This window comes from Streptomyces atroolivaceus (assembly GCF_000717025.1).
Classification (GTDB): domain Bacteria; phylum Actinomycetota; class Actinomycetes; order Streptomycetales; family Streptomycetaceae; genus Streptomyces; species Streptomyces atroolivaceus.
This window is the reverse complement of sequence record NZ_JNXG01000007.1, coordinates 67,423-87,001: the sequence shown is the minus strand read 5'-3', so window position 1 is coordinate 87,001 and position 19,579 is coordinate 67,423. Positions and strand designations below refer to the sequence as shown.

At 67.8% G+C, this 19,579-nt stretch carries 13 protein-coding genes and 1 pseudogene; 7 read left to right on the top strand and 7 right to left on the bottom strand.

The features are described 5' to 3' along the window. The first annotated feature begins 71 nt into the window (after positions 1–71). Together OO67_RS16475 and OO67_RS16470 are read left to right on the top strand one after the other, a co-directional pair. Complete coding sequence (locus OO67_RS16475; RefSeq protein ID WP_033300926.1) at positions 72–926, top strand: alpha/beta fold hydrolase; 855 nt, start codon at positions 72–74, stop codon at positions 924–926. A gap of 160 nt (positions 927–1,086) precedes the next feature. Continuing rightward, on the top strand, positions 1,087–1,665 hold the full coding sequence (locus OO67_RS16470) for a Dps family protein (RefSeq protein ID WP_033300924.1): 579 nt from the start codon (positions 1,087–1,089) through the stop codon (positions 1,663–1,665). 513 nt (positions 1,666–2,178) lie between these two features. Here OO67_RS16470 and OO67_RS16465 read toward each other — a convergent pair. Beyond that, positions 2,179–2,780: pseudogene (locus tag OO67_RS16465) on the bottom strand (aldo/keto reductase); the annotation flags it as partial. 941 nt (positions 2,781–3,721) lie between these two features. Here OO67_RS16465 and OO67_RS16460 point away from each other — a divergent pair. The 4 genes from OO67_RS16460 to OO67_RS16445 all read left to right on the top strand — a co-directional run bounded on the left by OO67_RS16460 (position 3,722) and on the right by OO67_RS16445 (position 11,628). Then, positions 3,722–6,973, top strand: coding sequence for a GH92 family glycosyl hydrolase (locus tag OO67_RS16460; RefSeq protein ID WP_051709485.1), 3,252 nt, complete (start codon positions 3,722–3,724; stop codon positions 6,971–6,973). A gap of 1,201 nt (positions 6,974–8,174) precedes the next feature. Next, positions 8,175–8,684, top strand: a complete 510-nt coding sequence (locus OO67_RS16455) for a hypothetical protein (protein WP_033300922.1) — start codon at positions 8,175–8,177, stop codon at positions 8,682–8,684. Between the two features lie 21 nt (positions 8,685–8,705). Further along, complete coding sequence (locus OO67_RS16450; RefSeq protein WP_033300920.1) at positions 8,706–11,018, top strand: DUF6571 family protein; 2,313 nt, start codon at positions 8,706–8,708, stop codon at positions 11,016–11,018. A gap of 52 nt (positions 11,019–11,070) precedes the next feature. Further along, positions 11,071–11,628, top strand: coding sequence for a hypothetical protein (locus tag OO67_RS16445; protein ID WP_051709484.1), 558 nt, complete (start codon positions 11,071–11,073; stop codon positions 11,626–11,628). Between the two features lie 874 nt (positions 11,629–12,502). Here the strand turns inward: OO67_RS16445 and OO67_RS16440 are convergent. Beyond that, entirely contained in the window at positions 12,503–12,970 is a 468-nt protein-coding gene (locus OO67_RS16440; RefSeq protein WP_033300919.1) for a MarR family winged helix-turn-helix transcriptional regulator, read from the bottom strand. Positions 12,971–13,461: 491 nt separating this feature from the next. Here OO67_RS16440 and OO67_RS16435 point away from each other — a divergent pair, with 491 nt between their 5' ends. Then, positions 13,462–14,121 (top strand): hydrolase, encoded by a 660-nt coding sequence (locus tag OO67_RS16435; RefSeq protein ID WP_033300918.1) that lies wholly within the window; start codon positions 13,462–13,464, stop codon positions 14,119–14,121. 329 nt (positions 14,122–14,450) lie between these two features. Here the strand turns inward: OO67_RS16435 and OO67_RS16430 are convergent, their stop codons facing one another. Genes OO67_RS16430 through OO67_RS16410 form a run of 5 tightly spaced genes read right to left on the bottom strand, consistent with a single transcriptional unit; the run spans position 14,451 to position 19,422 of the window. After that, positions 14,451–15,284, bottom strand: a complete 834-nt coding sequence (locus OO67_RS16430) for an urease accessory protein UreD (RefSeq protein ID WP_033300917.1) — start codon at positions 15,282–15,284, stop codon at positions 14,451–14,453. Continuing rightward, positions 15,281–15,982 (bottom strand): urease accessory protein UreG, encoded by a 702-nt coding sequence (gene ureG, locus OO67_RS16425; RefSeq protein ID WP_033300915.1) that lies wholly within the window; start codon positions 15,980–15,982, stop codon positions 15,281–15,283. Before ureG ends, OO67_RS16430 begins: the two co-directional genes overlap by 4 nt. 32 nt (positions 15,983–16,014) lie before the next feature. Continuing rightward, on the bottom strand, positions 16,015–16,689 hold the full coding sequence (locus OO67_RS16420) for an urease accessory protein UreF (RefSeq protein ID WP_033300914.1): 675 nt from the start codon (positions 16,687–16,689) through the stop codon (positions 16,015–16,017). Between the two features lie 46 nt (positions 16,690–16,735). Further along, positions 16,736–18,703, bottom strand: coding sequence for an urease subunit alpha (locus OO67_RS16415; RefSeq protein WP_051709500.1), 1,968 nt, complete (start codon positions 18,701–18,703; stop codon positions 16,736–16,738). Between the two features lie 5 nt (positions 18,704–18,708). Continuing rightward, complete coding sequence (locus OO67_RS16410) at positions 18,709–19,422, bottom strand: urease subunit gamma (protein ID WP_063746152.1); 714 nt, start codon at positions 19,420–19,422, stop codon at positions 18,709–18,711. Positions 19,423–19,579: the final 157 nt, after the last annotated feature.

The following is a 19,579-nucleotide window of genomic DNA, read 5'->3' as shown; positions in this document are numbered from 1 at the left end:
CGGCCCGCAGGCCGTGCCCACGGCTCGCCCGCATAGGTCGCGGGCGAGCCGCCCCGAGTAGAAGGACAACGATGAATACATCAATCTCGCGTCGCACCGTGACCCTGTCTGCAGTGGCCGGTGCAGCCGCCCTCGGCGCCACCGGCATCGCGCACGCGGCTCCACGGGACACGTCGGCCGCCACCAAGGAACTCACGCACAAGAAGCAACTCCCCACCATCGTGCTGGTGCACGGCGCCTTCGTCGACGCTTCCAGCTGGGCCCCCGTGGTGCAGCGGCTTCAGCGCCAGGGTCACCGTGTCGTGATCCCGCCGAATCCACTGCGCAGCGTCTCCGGTGACGCCGCCTATGTGCGCAGCGTCCTGGACGGTATCGAGGGCCCGGTCCTGCTCGCGGGACACTCCTACGGTGGTTCCGTCATCAGCCGTGCTGCGGTCGGTTCCGCCCAGGTCAAGGGATTGGTTTATGTCGCGGCCTTCGTCCCGGACGTCGGCGAGAGTGCGGCCGAGCTGAGCGACAAGTTCCCAGGCAGTTCGCTCGCCAGGACCACAGTTGTCCAGAAGTACCCGCTGCCCGGTGGAGGCGTCGGCGATGAGCTGGTCATCGGACAGGACCTCTTTCCGCAGCAGTTCGCAGCCGGCGTCGCCGAGACGACGGCCCGGACTATGGCCGTCGGGCAGCGCCCGATCACCGTGGCGGCCCTGAACGAGCCGGCCACCGCGGCGGCCTGGAAGACACTTCCCGTGTGGTACCTCATCGCCACCGAGGACCGGAATATCCCGCCGAAGGCGCAGCGATGGATGGCCGCGCGCGCCAAGGCGCACACGGTCACCGTGCACGCACCCCACGCAGTCGCGACAAGTTCCCCGCGCGCCGTCGCCGATCTGCTCGACAGGGCAGCGCGCGCCGTCGCCGCCGGTCACTGACCGCGCCAGCCGGGACCGCGGACTGCGGTCGGCACCGTGGTGACGGCCCACCCTTGATCGGGCTCTCCCATACCGGCCACGTCGCCCACATGCGCCTCTCGTGCCATTCGCCGGGCATACCCGGCATGCAGACCACATCGACGCCCACAGGAGGCGAACCATGACCGCCATCACGAACCACACGCTCGAAAGTCAGCCGAAGCTGCATCAGAAGGGCTCTTTGATACAGGAGTTCGGGACCGTCAGGCAGTATCCGATTGGCCTGTCCCACGACGCCCGAATGTATGCCTGCCAGCGACTCAACAAGTGCCTGGCGGACACCTCAATCCTGTACGGCCTGTACAAGAAGAGTCACTGGCTGATGCGCGGTGCGACCTTTTACCAGCTTCATCTGCTGCTGGACAAGCATGCCGGAGAGCAGCTTGAGCTGATCGACACCCTCGCCGAGCGTGTGCAGTCGCTGGGGGGTGTGGCGGTGGGCGACCCCCGGCACGTTGCCGAGATCTCCTCGATCCCGCGGCCCCCGGACGGCGTCGAGGAGGTACCGGCGATGCTCTCCCGTCTGTTGGAGGCCCACGAAACCATCCTCATCGAGGCTCATGACGCTGCCGCTCGCGTCAATGAACTGGGCGACGACGGCACTAACGACGTGCTCGTGTCGCAGATCATCCGGACCGGCGAACTCCAGGCGTGGTTCCTCGCCGAGCACTTGGTCGACACCCCTCTGGTGCGCGTCTGAGTGGACGCGGAGATCGCCCCGGCCACGTAGGGGGTCGCCCGTCTTCCCCATGAGAGCTCCAACACCGGTGGTCGGCCCGGACTTCGTTCCGGGTCACGTCGTCGATGCCGGATCGTCAGGGCCGTGCCCGAGACGCATCCGTCGCGGCTTGAGTAGGCTCGCTGCTCGGGGCCTGCTGTCTATCGGTCGGCCGTCGCCGGCCGGCCACCCACTGCGCTTCTCCTTGACGTCAGCTCAGGTCGAGGAGAAGCGCGGCGAGTACGCACCGGGCGTGGTTACGGGCGCGCGGTCATGGACTGCACCGATCGTTATGCCCGGCTCTCCGCGTGGAGAATCGCCGCTCTGGCTGCCCAGGCCAAGATGCTCTGGCCTTGCATGGAGAGTCCGAGCCGGTTCCAGTGGAGGATCACGTGGTAGCTGAGCACATGCCTCGACCCGCGGTCCAGCGTTCCGGCCTGAACAGCACCTGTCCTGGCTTCGGCGCCGAAGCTTTCCGATCTGCCGCGTGGACCGTCAGTGGACGGCGTCGAGCCGGGCCCGCTGATCAACCGTCAGCTTCAGGTCCACCGAGGACAGGTTCTCCTCCAGTTGCGCCAGGGACGACGCCCCGGCCAGCGGGATGACCGGCAGCTCGCCGCCGATCTGCCAGGCGAGGACGACCTGGTTGACGGTGGCGCCGGTCTCCCGGGCGACGGCACGCAGCGCGGCGAGCCGGGCCTGGGTGCCCGGGTGGTCGTAGTCCGGCGGCAGCGGCGTGTCCTCGCGGACGTACGCCCCGGCGAGCAGCGGGGAGTAGGCGACGAGGGTCAGGGCGGGCTCGGCCCGCAGGTAGCCGAACAATTCAGGGGCCGGCGTGGCCGGGGCTGCCGTCCTGGAAGAGGTCGCTCGGCACGTCGAACCGGCGCGCAGGTGGCTGTGCTGGTACTGGAGCACCTCGTATCCGGGCAGCCCGGCCGCGGCGGCCAGCGCCCGGGCCCGATCGACCCGCCACATCGCCTGGTAGCTGGGCCGAGGAGTCCGACCGTACCCTCCGCGGCCAAGGCGCCGAGTCTCTCAACGGTCTCCTGCTGCGGTACGGAGTAGCCGTCGATATGTGCGCACAGCAGGTCCAGCTTGCAGCTCCGCCCCCGTGATCCAGGCCGGGCCGTGGTCATGCACGGCCTCTTCGAGGGCGATCACGAGCGGTAGCCACACAGCAACGCCAGAGGGGCCAGCGCAACTTGCACGCTGGGTCCTCTGCCCTGGTATTTCAGCTTTCGGAACGGCGGGATTCGAACCCACGACTTCTTCGTCCCGAACGAAGATCGGGTCAACCTGCGGGAAGCCACATTGCTACCTGATGCACCAGCACAAGCCGGTGCTCGGCAAGGATGGGAATCCCGTGAGGCCCTGTGAGGGGCTGTGGGACCGAGCGACCCACGAAGCGTTGAGGAAGGTGATACTCCACCGAATGGCGCCTTGGGCACTCAACTCGAATCGCGAGCATCTCCTGACGAAGATCGCCCTGTGCGGGCAGTGCCACACCCGGCTGTACGGCGCACCTGATCAGCCGGACCTGGCAGCGGCAGCTGCTCAACCCCGCTCCGTTTTCCCTCGACTTGGCTCGGATACGCGTTCAGAAGCCGGTGGAGCCGGATCTCGGGTGACACGTGATCGTTCCGCTCCCAGGGGCCACCGGTTGGCGCTCCGGGCCTGGGGATTCCCTCCCACCCTGTACCTCGACGTGCCCGACGAGGTCTCGGTCCAAGTCGTCGCGCGGTTCCTCTCCGGCCGCGAGGGTGACGTCCATCTCCGTGTGCCGTCGGGTGGCGCATCCGCCCCGCAGCCCGCGCGCCAGGGCAGACAGGTCGCTTGGCGACGCCCCACTCCGGAGCATCGATGCAGCGCGTCAGAATTTGCCCCCGCTCACCCAGTGACATCCGGGGCGGCCGGGGATTATGGTGCGAACGAACAAAGTGACAACGTTGTCAGTTGAGCAGGACTCGAAGGGAAATACCCCATGCGGTTTGCTTTCAGACCGTTCCGTCCCCGTGCTTCCGGTATAGCAGCCGGTCTGATGGCCGCCGTACTCGTGAGTGGTGGAGTGGTCGGCATCGCCGAGCCGGCCGCCGCCGCGGGCGCGGAACCGATCGACCTGGTCAATCCGTTCGTCGGAACCCAGAACTTCGGCAACACCTTCCCCGGGGCGAGCGCGCCGTTCGGCATGGTCCAGGTCAGCCCGGACACCGGCGGCCAGGGCGGCTACGACTACAAGCAGGACTCGATCTACGGATTCAGCCAGACGCACCTGTCCGGCGTCGGCTGCGGCGTCATGGGCGAGCTGCCCATCATGCCGACCACGGGTGCAGTCGACTCCGTGGACCCGAACGCCTACCGCTCCCCGTACAGCCACGACGACGAGCAGGCCAGTCCCGGCTACTACCGGGTGGGGCTGAAGAAGTACGACGTCGACGCGGAACTCACCGCCACCGAGCGCACCGGGTGGCAGCGCTACACCTTCCCCTCCACCGGTTCGGCCAACGTCCTGTTCAACACGGGCAAGGCCAACCAGTCCGTGCTGGACTCCGAGGTGCACGTCGTCGGTGACCGCACCATCGAGGGCCGGGTGCACGCCGGGGGCTTCTGTGCCGGACACGACGAGCACACGGTGTACTTCAGCGCCACCTTCGACCGGCCCTTCAAGGCCTACGGCACGTGGGACGGCGCAGACCCGGAGCCCGGTACCCGCGACGCGGAGGGAGACGGCCAGAACGGTGCCTGGGTGACCTTCGACGCGACCACCGACCGGGACGCCGTCCTGAAGGTGGGGCTGTCCTACACCGGTGTGGAGGGCGCCCGTAAGAACCTGGCCGCGGAGACCAAGGAGTCCTTCGACTTCGACGCCACGCGTGCGGCGTTGCGGGACACCTGGAAGAAGCAGCTGGATTCCATCCGGGTCGGCGGAGGCGCGGCGGACCGGCAGAAGGCCTTCTACACCGCGCTCTACCACAGCCAGTTGCACCCGAACCTCGCCGGTGACGTCGACGGCATGTACCAGGGGTTCGACAACAAGACGCACACGGCGAAGGACTACACGCCGTATCAGAACTTCTCGCTCTGGGACACCTACCGGCCGCAGAACCAGCTTCTGCAGATGCTGGAGCCGAAGGTCGCCCGGGACGTCGCGCTGTCGGTCGTCGCGGCCGGCCGGGACGGCGGCTGGCTGCCCCGCTGGGCGCTCGCCAACAGCGAGACCAACATCATGACCGGTGACCCGGTCACCCCCTTCCTCGTAGAGGCCTGGTCAAAGGGTCTGCTCGCCGGACACGAGGCAGAGACCTACGCGTTGCTGAAGAAGAACGCGACCAGCACCCCGCCCGCCGACTCGCCGTACAACGGACGCTCGGGATCGGACCACTACACCGAGCGCGGCTACATCCCGTCAGGTCTCGAGCTCGGCAAGGACTGCGCGGACAAGGGCGGCGACAACGACTGCAAGCACCCGGCGTCGGCCACGATGGAGTACTCCGCCGCCGATGCGTCGCTCGCGCTGATGGCCGACCGGCTCGGACACAAGTCGGACGCCAGGATGTTCGCCGCGCGCGGCCAGTGGTACCGGAACCTGTGGGACTCCTCGATCCAGCAGTTCCGGCCGCGGACGGCCGACGGCACCTGGCTCACGCCCTACGACCCGGTCGAGGCGGCGCACCAGTTCCATGAGGGCGGCGCGTACCAGTACCAGTGGCTGGTACCGCAGGACCCGGCCGGCCTCGTCAGCCTGATGGGCGGCCGGAGCGCCACCGAGAAGCGGCTCGACTCCTTCTTCGTCCACGACAAGCTGCTCACCGACCCGGCGGGCACCGCCCGGAACGACTGGATCTCGCAGCCGTACGACTACTACGGCAAGCCGACGTACAACCCGAACAACGAGCCGGACCTGCACGCCCCGTACATGTACAACTGGGTCGGCGCCCCGGCGAAGACCGCGACCGTGGTGCGTGCGGCGATGACGCTGTTCACCAACGGGCCGGACGGGATGACGGGCAACGACGACCTGGGCACCATGTCGGCCTGGTACGTCTTCTCCTCCCTCGGCCTCTACCCGACGATGAGCGGCGGCGACTTCCTGGCCGTGTCCAGCCCGCAGTTCGAATCGGCGACCGTCCGGATCGGCAGCTATCCCAAGGCGTCCGGCACCAAGGGCCAGGGCGGCACGCTGACGATCGAAGCACCCGGAGCGAGCGACACGAAGCGGTACGTGCAGAGCGTGGCCCTGAACGGCCGGAACGTACCCCAGACCTGGCTGAGCTGGAACAAGCTCGCGCACGGCGGAACCCTTGCCCACCGGCTCGGGACCTCCCCCTCCTCCTGGGGCACGGGCAAGGGCGCCCAGCCGCCTTCCGTCAACCAGGCGTCCCCCGACAGCCGCAAGCACGTCGACGCGTCGCTGCGTCCCGCCTCGGCGGTCGTCCCCACGGGTGACGCCGCACAGACCGCGAAGTTCACGCTGGACGTCCTCGGGCAGGCTCCCGGAAAGCTGAACGTGTCGGTCACGGCGAAGGTGCCCAGCGGCTGGAAGGCCACGACGGCACAGCGTTCGCCACTGGTGATCGATTCCGGTCACCTCCCGGTCCAGAAGAAGGTGTCGCTCGACATCACCGTGCCCCCGGGCGTGGCGGCCGGGTCCTACCCGGTGGAGGTGAAGGTCGCGGGCCGAGGGACGAACTCGGTCACCCGCAAGGCCACCGTCACGGTGGGAGCCGCCACGACCTGCGCGAGCGAGGCGAACGGGCAGTGCGCGGTGGACCTGCGCGCAGACCTCGGCCACGACGGCACGGCCACGGTGGCGAACTCCGACGAGGGTGACTTCGACGGGCATGGCTGGAGCTATGACGGCGACCTGCTGCCCAAGGCGGGTCCGGTCACCTGGGACGGGGTGACGTACGACGCGCCGGACCCCACCGGCACGGCGAACAACTTCCTCGAAGCAGGCGGGCAGGCCCTCCTGCTGCCCGCCGGACAGCACAGTGCGCTGCGGCTGGTCGGCTCGGCGCACAACGGTCCTGTGACCACCACACTGACCGTGCACTACACGGACGGCAGCAGCACGGAGGCACCGGTGACGTTCGGCGACTGGGCGGGCTCCGCGCCGAACGGCAGCACGGTCGTCCTCGACATGCCGCACCGCATCAAGAGGGGCAGCGGTGTCGACGGGCCGTCCATTCGGCTCTTCGGTACGGCCGCCGAGCTCGATGGGGGCAAGACGGTCCGTTCGGTCTCGCTGCCGGACGACTCCCGCGTCGAGATCTACGCTATGACGCTCGTTTAGAGAGGGACGGCGGACCGCCGAAACCCAGCCGGCGGTGCGCCGTTCCGGATCGGTGCACCCCTCTCATCAGGGCCCCGGCGCGAAAGCGCCGGGGCCCTTCGCGTACTCGCCCACCCCGGCATCCGGCCCACCGCCCAATGGGCGCCGACGCCTGCCCGAACGGGGCGGCCACGGCTCGCGTGCCGTCGGCATCTCCGGGTACGACGCCGGTCACGGGCACCGTGACGACCTTCCGGTGTTTCTCACCATGACAACGGCGGCCCGCGTGATGACAGGGGCCGCCCGGGTGTAGGCGGTGAGCGGCCCACGGCAGTACCGGCACGGCCGGTCGAGCGCGGTGTCCTGCCCGTCACGGCGGAGGACCCGCTCGACGCGGGCGCGGCGGGTGGTCGCGGAGAACGAGCGGCAGGCGGCCGCCGTCCGGCGCGGCCTGCGGCACATCCAGTACCGCAGCCACCTCTTTTCGACGGCTGTCTCACCGAGACCGGCCTGACCATCCGACCCGCCTGACCAGCAGCACGACATCCCGAGTTCAACCTCGGTAGTCTGCGGTTGCCTCAACGCGGTTTGGTGGACACGGACGTCGACAATCGGGACCGGCAGGTGCGGTTGTCGTTCCTCGGGTAGGGCTTTGCCTGTCGCCACCGTAGGAGCGACTTCCGCCTCACGGAATGAGACCCCGTCCGGATCGATGACGGCCTCGGGGAGGTCCGTGCGTACCTTGGACGGCCCGTGCCTGCAGGGCGCTCCCGTTCGACCAGCCCGGCGGCTTCCGTGCGGGTCAGCCGCCTGGCCAGGGTGGGCGCTTCGACCCACCGTGCCTTCGTCGGCTCTGTCTGTGAGCCGGGGTCGTGTTCCCGCAGGTGGGCCAGAAGCGTGTCCTGGGTGGGCGCCAAGTCCACCTCGGCGAGCCTCCGAGCGGCCAGCGCTGCGGTGCGTGTCGGCGAGGGCGGGCAACAGCGCGCTGACCTGCCCACGGAGTCTCTCCCCGGCTCTGCTACGTCAGCCATCTCGAAGTGGCGAACCGTGAGGGTCGCGAAATGGCAGTCGCCCAGGTCAGTAGGACGAGAAGCGCACCTGTGGAGGATCTGAAGGAGACTTCGTGTAGTCGTCCCGAACGCCAGGACGAATGACTACGCTACAGGTCGGGGTTGTTCAGCGGCCTGCCGGCGATGGCCGTCGGGGGTAAAGGAGCAGGTCAGTGGCGTGGGACGAGTGGGACCAACTGAAGACTGAAGCGCTGGATCGCCAGCAGGCGGGCACGTCGCACATGCAGCTCAACCAGTACCCTGGTGACTCGGGCCCGGGCCCGGCCCCGACGACGCCCGGCAGCACGGGTGACCTCAACGTCAACCAGCAGGATCTCTCCAAGATCGGCAGCCACGCGCATACGCTCTACGACCAGCTCTGGGACCAGGCCCGTCTGGACAACACGAGCGTCGACAAAGCGGCGAGCGATCTGGCCTCACAGGGATTCGCGCTCGGCTCCGGTCTCCAGCATGTGTCGAACCGCTGGTCCACGCAGCTGAACAGCGTCCTCGACGCCTGCGCGCACATCTCCAACCACATGCAGGTAACCAAGAAGATCCATGACGGTGACGAGGCCTACATCCTGCGGCAGGTGAGCAGCATCGACACTCTCGACGCCGGTTTCGACGAGCGGGTCGGAACGGCCGGGGGCAAGAACCCGATCTACGGCGAGAAAAAGTAACTGCACAACGGGGGCCCACTCATGGATTTCGACACTCTGCGCCACGCCAACCTCAAACTGCTCGACGACGCCGTCGAGGACTGGTCGGTCATCGTCCGCAGCCTCCAAACCCTCGCCAGGGACGCCGAAGACGGCTTGCACCAGGCAGCCAACAAGGCGAGCTGGGCCGGCGAGAACTCACAGGTCACCAAGGAGTTCATCGGCAAGACGGCGGGCGAGATCAAGGACGCCCACACCCAGGGCAAGTCCATCCACGGCATTCTCAAGGACACTGCCGGGGAGCTGAGGGCGTACCACACCCAGCTGAAGGATGCCATCGACCGTGGCCTGCAGAAGAACCTCACTGTGACGAACACCGGTGACGGCGGTTTCACCGTGACCATGAACGTCCACCCGGACCGGGCGGCGAAGGGCCATACCCCACCCTCCCATGCTCAGAGCGACGTCAATGCCCTGCGCGACGAGATCCAAGGAATTCTCGGCAAGGCCACCGAGAGCGACAACTCCGCCAGCAAGATCCTCAAGGCGCTTGCCGACCAGACCGACTACGGTTTTGGTGACGCCAGTTACAAGGACCGGGACGCAGCCGCTGAAGCACTCAAGACCGCCGACGATCTGGCGGCACTCGTCAAGAAGGACCCGGATGATCTCTCCACCGCCGAATTCGACCGGCTCAACGCGGGGCTGAAGCAGTACTCCGCCGACCCGCTGTTCGCCGAACGCTTCGCCACCACGCTCGGGCCGCAGAAGACGCTGGACTTCTGGGCCGGCGTCACCGATCCGCACACGGGGTGGGACCTACGCCGTGACCGCCGGGAGCAGTTCGACGACCTCCAGAAGAACCTGAGCCTCACACTCGCCAACGCCACCCAGAGCGACAGCGCCGCGATGACCTCATGGAAGGGCAACATGGTGGCCCTGGTCGACCAGCCCGTGGGGCGCGGTGGGGGCTTCCCTCTGGGCGGACAGGTGATGAGCAACCTGATGCGCTGGGGCGACTACGACGATCAGTTCCTGAACAGCTACGGCGACAAGCTCATGGCCACGGAGAAGAAGTTCACGGGCAACGGGCAGCACGGAGCCTGGCAGCGTCTGGGGCCCGACGCGACGCTCAACCACACCGGCACGGATACCGGATGGGACCCGATGACGGGGTACCTCAAGGCCCTCGCCAACAACCCGGACGCCGCGACATCCTTCTTCAACGACACCTTCCTCACCAAGGACGAGGACCACGAGTTCACAGAGAAGAAGGACGACAAGGAGGTCAAGAAGTCACTGACCAACTTCGACTACCTCTTCGAGGAGCGTGACTGGCCCGCCGACTTCGACTCCGAACACGAGGAGAGCATCGCGGGACGGAACAACCTGGCGATGGCCCTTGAGGCCGCCACCACAGGTCACCCGGCAGGTGAGCGGCCGACGCTGGACACGCCCCACCACAACGCCGAACAGACCAGGCTCATGGAACGACTGGTGTCGTCCATCGGTGAGGACCCGGACGAACGTCTGCTCAAGTATGGACACATGCTCGACAGCGTGGGGCAGATCACCTCCGAGTACCTGCCGGACATCAATCGGTCCATCAGCGACGCTGATCGGACCGACCCCGACTCGACGTCCTGGAAGCAGACGCAGAAGATGTACCCGATGTACGGGGAAGAGGCCGTACTCGAGCCGCGAGACGTCACCAAGCTCCTCTTCACCGTGGGCCAGAGCCCGGACGGCTACGCGGCGGTAGAGGTGGGGCAGAAGGCTTACATGAGTCAGCTGATGGAGTACCACCTCAACCCCGATCTGCCTGCCGGTCAGGTCGTGGACGACGACACGGAAGGCATTGTGAGGCGAATCGCGGAGAAATCGGGGGAGATCTCCGGAACTCTCGCCCTGGGCCGCCAGGAGGAACTGGCGGCTGCCGGGAAGGAGGCGGATGAGGCGTACAAGGACTCGATGGATCTGGTCAAGAGCGGCATCTCGGGTGGTCTCGGTACGGCGGTCGGAGTAGGGACCTCCTTCGTCGCCACCCCCTGGATCGGAGCCGCCGCGGGTGGAGCCACCACGACCATCACCGGCACCGTCCTCGAATCCATGTTCCAGGACTTCAAGAGCACGGAACTGGAGGATTCCGAGGACACGAGGGGTGAGCTCTGGCAAGACAGCCTGAAGAACAACGGCAACCGCTCGGGCCAGGCAGCTCGGCTGGCCGCGGAAGAGCACGGCATGGTCGACCCCGCGGACGCCGAGACCTGGGCTCGGGAAAGCGGTGCGCAGGGCTTCTACAACGCCCAGTCGATCGTCGACGGCCGTACCCCGGGCAGCCGGACAACGTCCTGACAAAGTCGCCGAGCCCCGCCCAGATACCAAGCAGCCCTCGAGAGGTACCAGCATGTCCCGCCGTCGACCGATCCCTGGAACACGCTCCGGTCCTGCCTTCGCGGCCGTCGTTCTCGCCGTCCTGGCCGCCACGGTCACAGGATGTGGCGCCGACGAGGAGACCAGGGACTATTCCGTGCCAGGCACCCTTTGCGGCATACAGTTCGACATCAAGGAGCTCACTCCGTTCCTCCCGCCGGGGAAGAAGCTCTCCGTCAAGCCCGACGTCTCCCCCGCGGCGACCTGGTGCGATGTGTCCGTGGATGGAAAACTTGCCGTCAGAACGGTCCAGACCTGGTGGCAGGGCGGGCGTGACACGGCGTACTTCCTCCGCAGCCAGACTCTCGAGCGGGTGGAGAAGACCGCCGACGAGGGGCGGTACGTGTACTCCGGCAACCAGGCCTTCGGCAAGACAAAGGACTGCGTTGACGCGAAGTACAAGCAAGAGCTCTATACGGGAGTTCAGGCCTACGGTTCCGATCACGAGGACGCCGACGCCATGAAGCGTCTGATCGTCTCCTTCACCGAGAAGGTCGAGACGTCGGATGCGTGTGACAGGCAGGTGTCATGAGGGACAAGTCGCGTAACGCCGGTGACCCTTCCCATGTCGTCGGCCCATGAAGGGCCGGCGTTCGACTCACCCCGCGCGTATGGGCTGCTCTCCGAGGGGTGCGCAGGCAGGAGCGCTGTCAGGCAGGAACAGGTGTGGGCCGCCCTGGCCCCCAATTGCATGGTGCCGTCCGTACGTGTAGAACCCCGACGCAGCCTGGCTCTCCAGGCGGCACACGTCGAACAGCAGAAGCGGCGGCGGCGCGGTGTGCAGCGGCTCCCTTGTACTCCTCTTCCACGTTGGAGACGCGGCTGCAGGTGCCGGTTGGGCTTCCTCGGATAGTGCGTTGCGTCGGCAGGACTGTAGAGGTGAGGTCCGGCCGCGCCAACTGAGTGGTGCGCACCGCTGCCCGCCAGTCCGCCGGCTGCTGAGCTTCGCCCCGTTTCGAGGGCAGAGGGGAGATTACCCCTGCGTCGTTCACCTGTTCCCGATGACCTCGCCCCTGGAGTGCGTGGCGATTCTGGAGTCTGCCTCAAAGGGCCTTTGAACTGCGGGTTCTCCTGGGCTGTCGGGTGTGGTCGGTGGCGCTCGACCTGTTTCCCGAAATGCAGCGGGTCGAGCGGACGGATCGGCCACCCGAAGCCGCCTGACCCGCGGGCTCACTACGCATGCGGTGAACGGAAGAGGGTTTCAGGGCCTTGGCCCAGCATTCTTGCCGCTCGAATGACGCTTGCGAAGAGCCCGGAAGAGCCGCTCGATTGACGGATCCCCGCCCCGACGACCCCAAGCGCCGGCGGCCCGGCGCCCGGTAGGCCCCGGTCGTCTTCGTTGCCGGAGCGCTGCGCGTGGTCCGTGCCTCACCCCCGCCGGGCTTGAGCCGCGTCTCCTCGCCCAGTCAGTCCGACTGCTTCTCCATGTGCTCCAGGACGTGCTCGGAGATACGGGCGAGTGCCTTGAGTTGACTTGGCGTCAGGGCTTCGATGAACAGTCGGCGGACGTGCTCCACGTGATGGCCTGCGGCCTCTTCGATCGCCTTGTAGCCGGCCGGGGTGGCGACGATGAACGCCCCGCGTCCGTCGTCGGGGCATTCCTCCCTGGCCAGGAGCCCGCGTTTCGTCATCCGCGTGACCTGGTGGGACATGCGGCTCTTCTCCCACTCCACGAGTTTGGCCAGATCCAGCAAGCGCATCCGCCCGCCGCCCCTCTCGGTGAGGCCGGCGAGTACCACGTAGTCGGATGCGGACATTCCGGAGTCGGACTGGACGTGGCGGGACAGCCGTCCGATGAGCTTCTCCTGCATGCGGATGAAGTTGTCCCAGGCGGCTTTCTCTTCCCCGGCGAGCCAGCGCGGCGGTGCGTCCATGGAAGCAGTTTAACGAGGCCGTCTGTCAGTTATCTGCGTGCAGGGGCGGGGCGGAACCTTGATGAGGCAGCGCCCGCCGTGTCCGGGGCGACAAGACCCTGGGGCGGCCACTTCCCGGCGATCGCCGAGGGCGGCGTGATCCGCCGCTCCGTCATCCGGCGGACCAGGCGTGCCTTAACAAGCGCGTTCGCGAGGTCCCGCACAGGGTGAACTCCGCCCGCCGGGCAACTAGTTGACACGTCCACCGTCGCTGCTAGTGTGGATGACGTGTCAACCACTTGGTCGAGCTGACCGACCTCGAAGCCGTGACCGTCTCGCTGCGGAAGCGGAGCCTGTCCGGGATGCGATGCCGAGCGTCTCGACGCGGTGGTTGGCCGACTCGGCCCCAAGGCCGCCTGCGCGGCGCGTACGGCCGTATTCCGGCGTCGAGATCGACGGCGTTCGTCCGAACACCCCGAGCACGCGAAGACAAGTATCCGGAAAGGGATTCCATGAGCAACGAAACGAAGTCCGGCCTGCAGGCACTGCTGACGCCCGAGGAGAGCGTCGTCGTCCTGATCGACCACCAGCCGTTCCAGTTCGCCAACCTGAACAGCCACGAGCCCACGATGATCGTGAACAACGTCGTCGGGCTCGCCAGGGCCGCCAAGGTGTTCGAGGTCCCGACCATCCTGACGACCGTCTTGGAGGAGCGTGGCGGCTACCTCATCAAGGGGCTGCAGGATGTGTTCCCGGAGCAGAAGCCAATCGATCGCACGTTCATCAACACCTGGGAGGACGAGCGTGTCGTCGACGCCGTCAGGGCGACCGGCCGCAAGAAGCTGATCATCGCCGGTCTCTGGACGGAGATCTGTGTCGCGATGCCGGCGATACAGGCGGCGGGTGAGGGCTTCGAGGTGTTCGTAGTCACCGACGCCTCGGGCGGTGCCTCGAAGGAAGCTCATGAGATGGCGGTGCATCGCATGGTTCAGGCGGGCGTGGTGCCGATCACCTGGCAGGCCGTCGCGGGGGAGTGGCAGCGCGACTGGGCCCGCGAGAAGACCTTCCCGGGCATGACCGAAGTCCTGCTCCAGTACGGGGGCGCCACCGGCGTCGCCTTCAGCTGGGAGACGCAGCTGCTCGCTTCAGGGCGTGCCGGGAACACCGCCTGACGGACACGTCAGGCGGTGGCCCCTTGCGGCCGTGCACGGCTCGTCAGTCGCGAAGCAGCTCCGATGGGGGCTGCTGGTCGGCACAGCGGCCGGTTCCGTGACCAAGGCCTCGGTCCGGGAACCGGTCGATGACCAGGGCCGCGGACCGCTGAGGATCACCACAGTCGCCCCCTGAGGGCGTGACGCCCAGGTAGTGCGCGCTCTGCCCCCGAGTCGCAAGCCCGGATTTCCTTGATCCGCCCGGCATCGCGTTCGTTTCCTAGGCCAGTCGTTCCGATAAGGGCCGGCGAGCGTGGTGACTGGCCATGGTGGGGGCGCGGTGGCCTGGCCTACTGCCTTGCACGGTTCGAGGTGTCAGCGCTGGTGGCGTAGGCGGCATTGAGGATGCGTCGCAGGCGGAAGCCGTCCGGGGCGATGGCGGTGATGAGCGCTGCGGGACCGGCGAGGGGGGTGAGAACCGCTTGAGCGTCGTCCGGGGTCTCGATGAGGACCTGAGGCTCGAGCGGGCTCTCGTCGAAATCCGGTTCGATGAGCAGGATTTGGCCGGTCGCCCGATGGTGGCCGAGAACAGCCGGGGTGTCCCATCCGGGTGCCCCCGGCCCGTATTCCGCTTCTTGGTCGAGGAGCACGTGGCCGCCGCGACGGACGGTGAGCCGGGTTGCCACATGACCGGGTGGTTCGCCCATGCGCCCGAGTACCTGCTCTTCGCGCAGGACGAGCCGCGCGGTGGGGGCGAGGTCGATGGTCCAGGCCTGCCGTAGATTGCTGCCGGCCGCGCTGATCAACGGTTTGGGCAGCCAGCGGATCTCCGCGTGATCCGCCACAGTCAGGTGCACGTCGTAGGTGGCGTGCGCGGTGGTCGGGCCTCTCAGGGCAAGAGTCGCAGCTGCGGAGGTGATGTGGAGGGAGGCGCCCTGCAGCGCGGTCGCTTCGATGCGCAGGCGGTCGCCGCCGAGGGGGGCGCTCATGGCACCTACGACGCACACCCGCGCCTCGGTGTCCCGTGACCGCAGACGCCGGAATTCGAAGGGCCCGTCGCCGTCCAGGACGGGCAGGACGGTAGCGCCGGCCCTGGCGGCCGCGGTGACACGGGCGGTGGCCCGTACTCCCACGGCGCCGGTGCTGCGGCCGGCCGGTGGGGCAGGTGCGGTGTCAGGGGTCATGCGGGGCCTGCGGACCAGTCGGCGAGGCGTTCGCGGACCCAGTCGGCGACCGGTTTGACGCCGCCCTCGTCCTTGAGGGAGGTGAAGGCGACCGGGAGGTCACCACGCTGGGTCCTGGCATCGTGGGCCATGGCGTCCACGTCGGAACCGACATAGGGGGCGAGGTCGGTCTTGTTGACGACGAGGAGGTCGGCAGTGGTGACGCCGGGTCCGCCCTTGCGTGGGATGTCGTCGCCGCCGGCCACGTCGATGATGAAGATCTGGTTGTCCACCAGACCCTTGGAGAAGGTGGCGGTGAGGTTGTCGCCGCCGGACTCCACCAGGATCAGGTCGAGGGAGCCGATGGACTCCTCCAGGTCCTCGACGGCTTCGAGGTTGGCGGAGATGTCGTCGCGGATGGCGGTGTGCGGACAGGCCCCCGTTTCGACGGCCTTGATCCGCTCGGGCGGCAGGATCGCTTCCCGGAGCAGGAAGTCGGCGTCCTCGCGGGTGTAGATGTCGTTGGTGACCACGGCGATGGACACTTCGGTGCGCAGTGTCCGGCACAGGGCTGCGACGGTGGCGGTCTTTCCCGAGCCCACGGGGCCGCCGAGCCCGATACGCAGGGCGCGGCGGGTCCCGTCGGGGCGCTCGGTGGCAGGTGCGCTGTAGGTGTGCCGGTGGGGGAACTTCTCGTCGAGGTCGTGGCCGAGGTGCATGCGTTTCCTTGTGTGTTTCTCGTGGTGGGTCATCAGGAGGCGAAAAGGCGGGCCGGCCGGGTGGCGTGCTGCTGAGCGCTGATGTCCAGCAGTGGCGCGGAGGCCGCGGGCAGCACGTCGACTCCCTCTTCGGCGACGCGCCGCGCTGTGGCTGTGGCGGTCGCAGCGACGCGGTCGAGTTCCGGAACGAGGCGGGCGAGCACCGCAGTGGCGTCGAACGGATCCAGGCTGAGCAGCCGCACCGTAGCGGTGGCCGGCCCGCTGACGGTTTCGTACAAGGCCGCATAGGCGGCGTCCAGCGGTTCGAGTCCGGCCGACCTGGCGGCCACACCCAGCACCACCGGCTGGTGTGCGCCCCGAGGCCGGGCCGCGGCAAGCGCGTCGAGTTCGGCCGAGGGCCAGGTGGCGCGCGCCGCTCGCATCATCTGCCGGCCCAGCTTCCGGGCGGTGTCCCGCAGGGCCGCCACCGGGGTACGGGTGTCGGCGGCCGTGTCCAAGGCCAGTGGGTCGTGCCCGGCGGCGGCCGCGGCGGCCAGCGCCGCCGCGACCAGCCCGGCGGTGTGCAGCCGGCCCCGGCAGAAATCCTCCAGGGACTCGGCGTCCCTGATTCGGCCGACCGCGACTGCCGGTTCGGCCCCGCCCGAGTGGGCGTGACCTCCGGCGGGGAACCTCCCGTCAGCCAGCACGAGCAGCGCGGCACGGTTCATTCTCATTCCTCTGCTTGGCGGTTCGGGGTCTGTGCCGGCGACAGTCTCAGAAGAGGAAGTAGCGCTGCGCCATGGGGAGTTCCGAGACGTAGGCGCGGTCGACGATGTGGCCGTCGACGAAGGTCGTCACGTCGGTCACCTTCGCCCCTCCGACGATGACCTCGTAGGTGTCGGGGTCGATCCGGACGGCGGGGGTGGCGCTGTTCTCCTTCATGTCGGCCTTCTTGACCGGGCGCGTGTCCGCGATGGCCCTGAACCGCTTGTTCAGCTTGCGGCCCTTGGCCACCCCGTTCTTGACGGCCCGTTCGGTGACGAAGTTGTAGGAGAGAGAACCAGGAGCCAGGCCGGTGGCTCCCCACATCGGGCGGGGCAGTACCGGCTGAGGGGTGGGGATCGACGCGTTGGCATCCCCCACCTGCGCGTACGCGATCTGCCCGCCCTTGATGACCATGTGCGGCTTGACACCGAAGAACTTCGGCTCCCACAGCACCAGGTCGGCCAGCTTTCCGGTCTCCACCGAACCGACGACGGAGCCGATGCCCTGGGCGAGGGCCGGGTTGATGGTGTACTTCGCGACGTACCGGCGGGCGCGTCGGTTGTCGGCCAAGGGCGGCTCGGCCGCCGGGGTCGCGTCTGCCGGTGCCTTGGTCTTCCTGCCCCTCGGCTCGGCTTCCGGCTTGTCCCGGGGCTGGTCTTCCTCCAGGAAGCCGCGGCGGACCTTCATGACGTGTGCGGTCTGCCAGGTGCGCATGATCATTTCACCGATGCGGCCCATGGCCTGGGCGTCCGAGGACATGATCGAGATGGCGCCGAGGTCGTGGAGGATGTCCTCCGCGGCCATCGTGGAGGGACGGATCCGCGAGTCCGCGAAGGCCAGGTCCTCCTCGACCTTGGGATTGAGGTGATGACAGACCATCACCATGTCGAAGTGCTCCTTGACCGTGTTGACGGTCAGTGGGCGGGTGGGGTTGGTCGAGGCGGGCAGCACGTTCGGCTCGCTCACCATCTTGATCATGTCCGGGGCGTGGCCGCCGCCGGCACCTTCGACGTGGAAGATGTGGATGGACCGGCCGTCGATCGCGTCGATGGTGTCCTGGACGAAGCCCGCCTCGTTCAACGAGTCGGCGTGCAGTGCGAGCTGCACCCCGGTCTCCTTGCAGACCTCCAGGCACTTCTTGATGACGGCGGGGGTCGCGCCCCAGTCCTCGTGGATCTTCAGTCCGATGACACCGGCGTCCACCTGGTCCAGCATGGACTCCTTCGACATGGTTGCGCCCTTGCCGAGCAGTCCGATGTTCACCGGGAAACCGTCCAGCGCCTCAAACATGCGGTCGATGTGCCACGAGCCCGGGGTGACCGTGGTGGCCGTGCTGCCCTCCGCCGGCCCCGTCCCGCCGCCGATGAGCGTGGTGACACCGGAGGCGAGCGCCTCGTCGATCTGGTCGGGGCAGATGAAGTGCACATGGGTGTCGATCCCGCCGGCGGTGAGGATCCTGCCCTTGCCCGCGATGACCTCGGTGTCCGGACCGATGACGAAGTCGGTGGGCCTGGGGCCGATGCCGTTGTGGCCGACCCCCTCCTCGTGCAGACGATCCATCGTCTCGGGGTTGTACGCCTTGCCGAGCGCGACGATGTTCCCGTCCCGGATGGCGACATCCGCTTTGACGACGCCCCAGTGGTCCAGGACCACCACGCCGGTGATGACCGTGTCCGGAGGCACCGCGCCGGCGGCGGCCGCGGACTTGCCGGGTCGGGCCCTGCCCGGGTCGCGCGGCACGACGGACTGGCCCATCGACTCGCGGATCACCTTGCCGCCCCCGAAGACCATCTCGTTGCCGCTGCGCCCCGGGCCCCCCGACCAGTCGTCCTCGATCTTGATCCGCAGCGCCGTGTCGGCGAGGCGGATGCAGTCACGAGTCGTCGGACCGAACCGGTCCGCGTAGGCGGCGCGGGTCAAGGGGTCGGAGGGCTTCGGCTCGTCGTGGCAGCACGAACAGTCCGGGCACTGTGCCATGGAATTCACACCTGTTCCTTGTCGAACGAACCCTTGACGTCGTCGAGCGACCCCTTGACCTTCTCGGGCAGGCCCCGGACCTTGTCGCGCAGACCGTGCACCACGCGGTCACCCTCGATGGGCACGAGCTCGACCTCTTCGGTGATGCCGGGCTCGAAACGTACGGAGCTGCCGGCTGGAACGTTCAGACGCAGGCCCCACGCTTTCCTGCGGGGGAACGTGAGCCCGTCGTTGGCTTCGGCGAAGTGGTAGTGGGAGCCGACCTGGATGGGGCGGTCGGTCGGGTTCTCGACGGTCAGCTTCGTGACCTGGTCGAGCTGCCTGTGGCGTTCGTTGAAGATGACCACCTCGTCCCCCTTCCGGGGGGAGAAGTCCACCCGTCCCGGCGAGACGGCCGGTTCTTCGTCCTCGCCTGCTTCGGGGAAGGGGCCGTGGATGGTGACCAGCTTCGTGCCGTCGGGGAACGTCGCCTCCACCTGCACGTTCTCGATCATCTCCGGGACGCCCTCCATGACTTCCTCCCGGGACAGCACCTTGCGTCCGGAGGACATGAGCTCGGCGACGCTTCTGCCGTCCCTGGCCCCTTCGAGGACGTGGACGATCAACAGCGCCATCGTTTCCGGGTAGTTCAGCCGCACGCCGCGGGCCCGCCGTTTCTCCGCGACGTCCGCCGCCACGTGGATCATCAGGCGCTCTTGTTCGTGTGGGGTCAGGTGCACAGCCAATTCCCTGCATTCGCTCCCGCCCAGGACTCCTGTGCTGGGCTGTGAGCCGGGGTTGTGGCCATGCACATCCACCGTTCGGAAAGACACCATGGCGTTGCACCGGGTGCCCTGTGCGCGGCACGGATGTTGTCCTCGGCCGTACAGCCCCGAC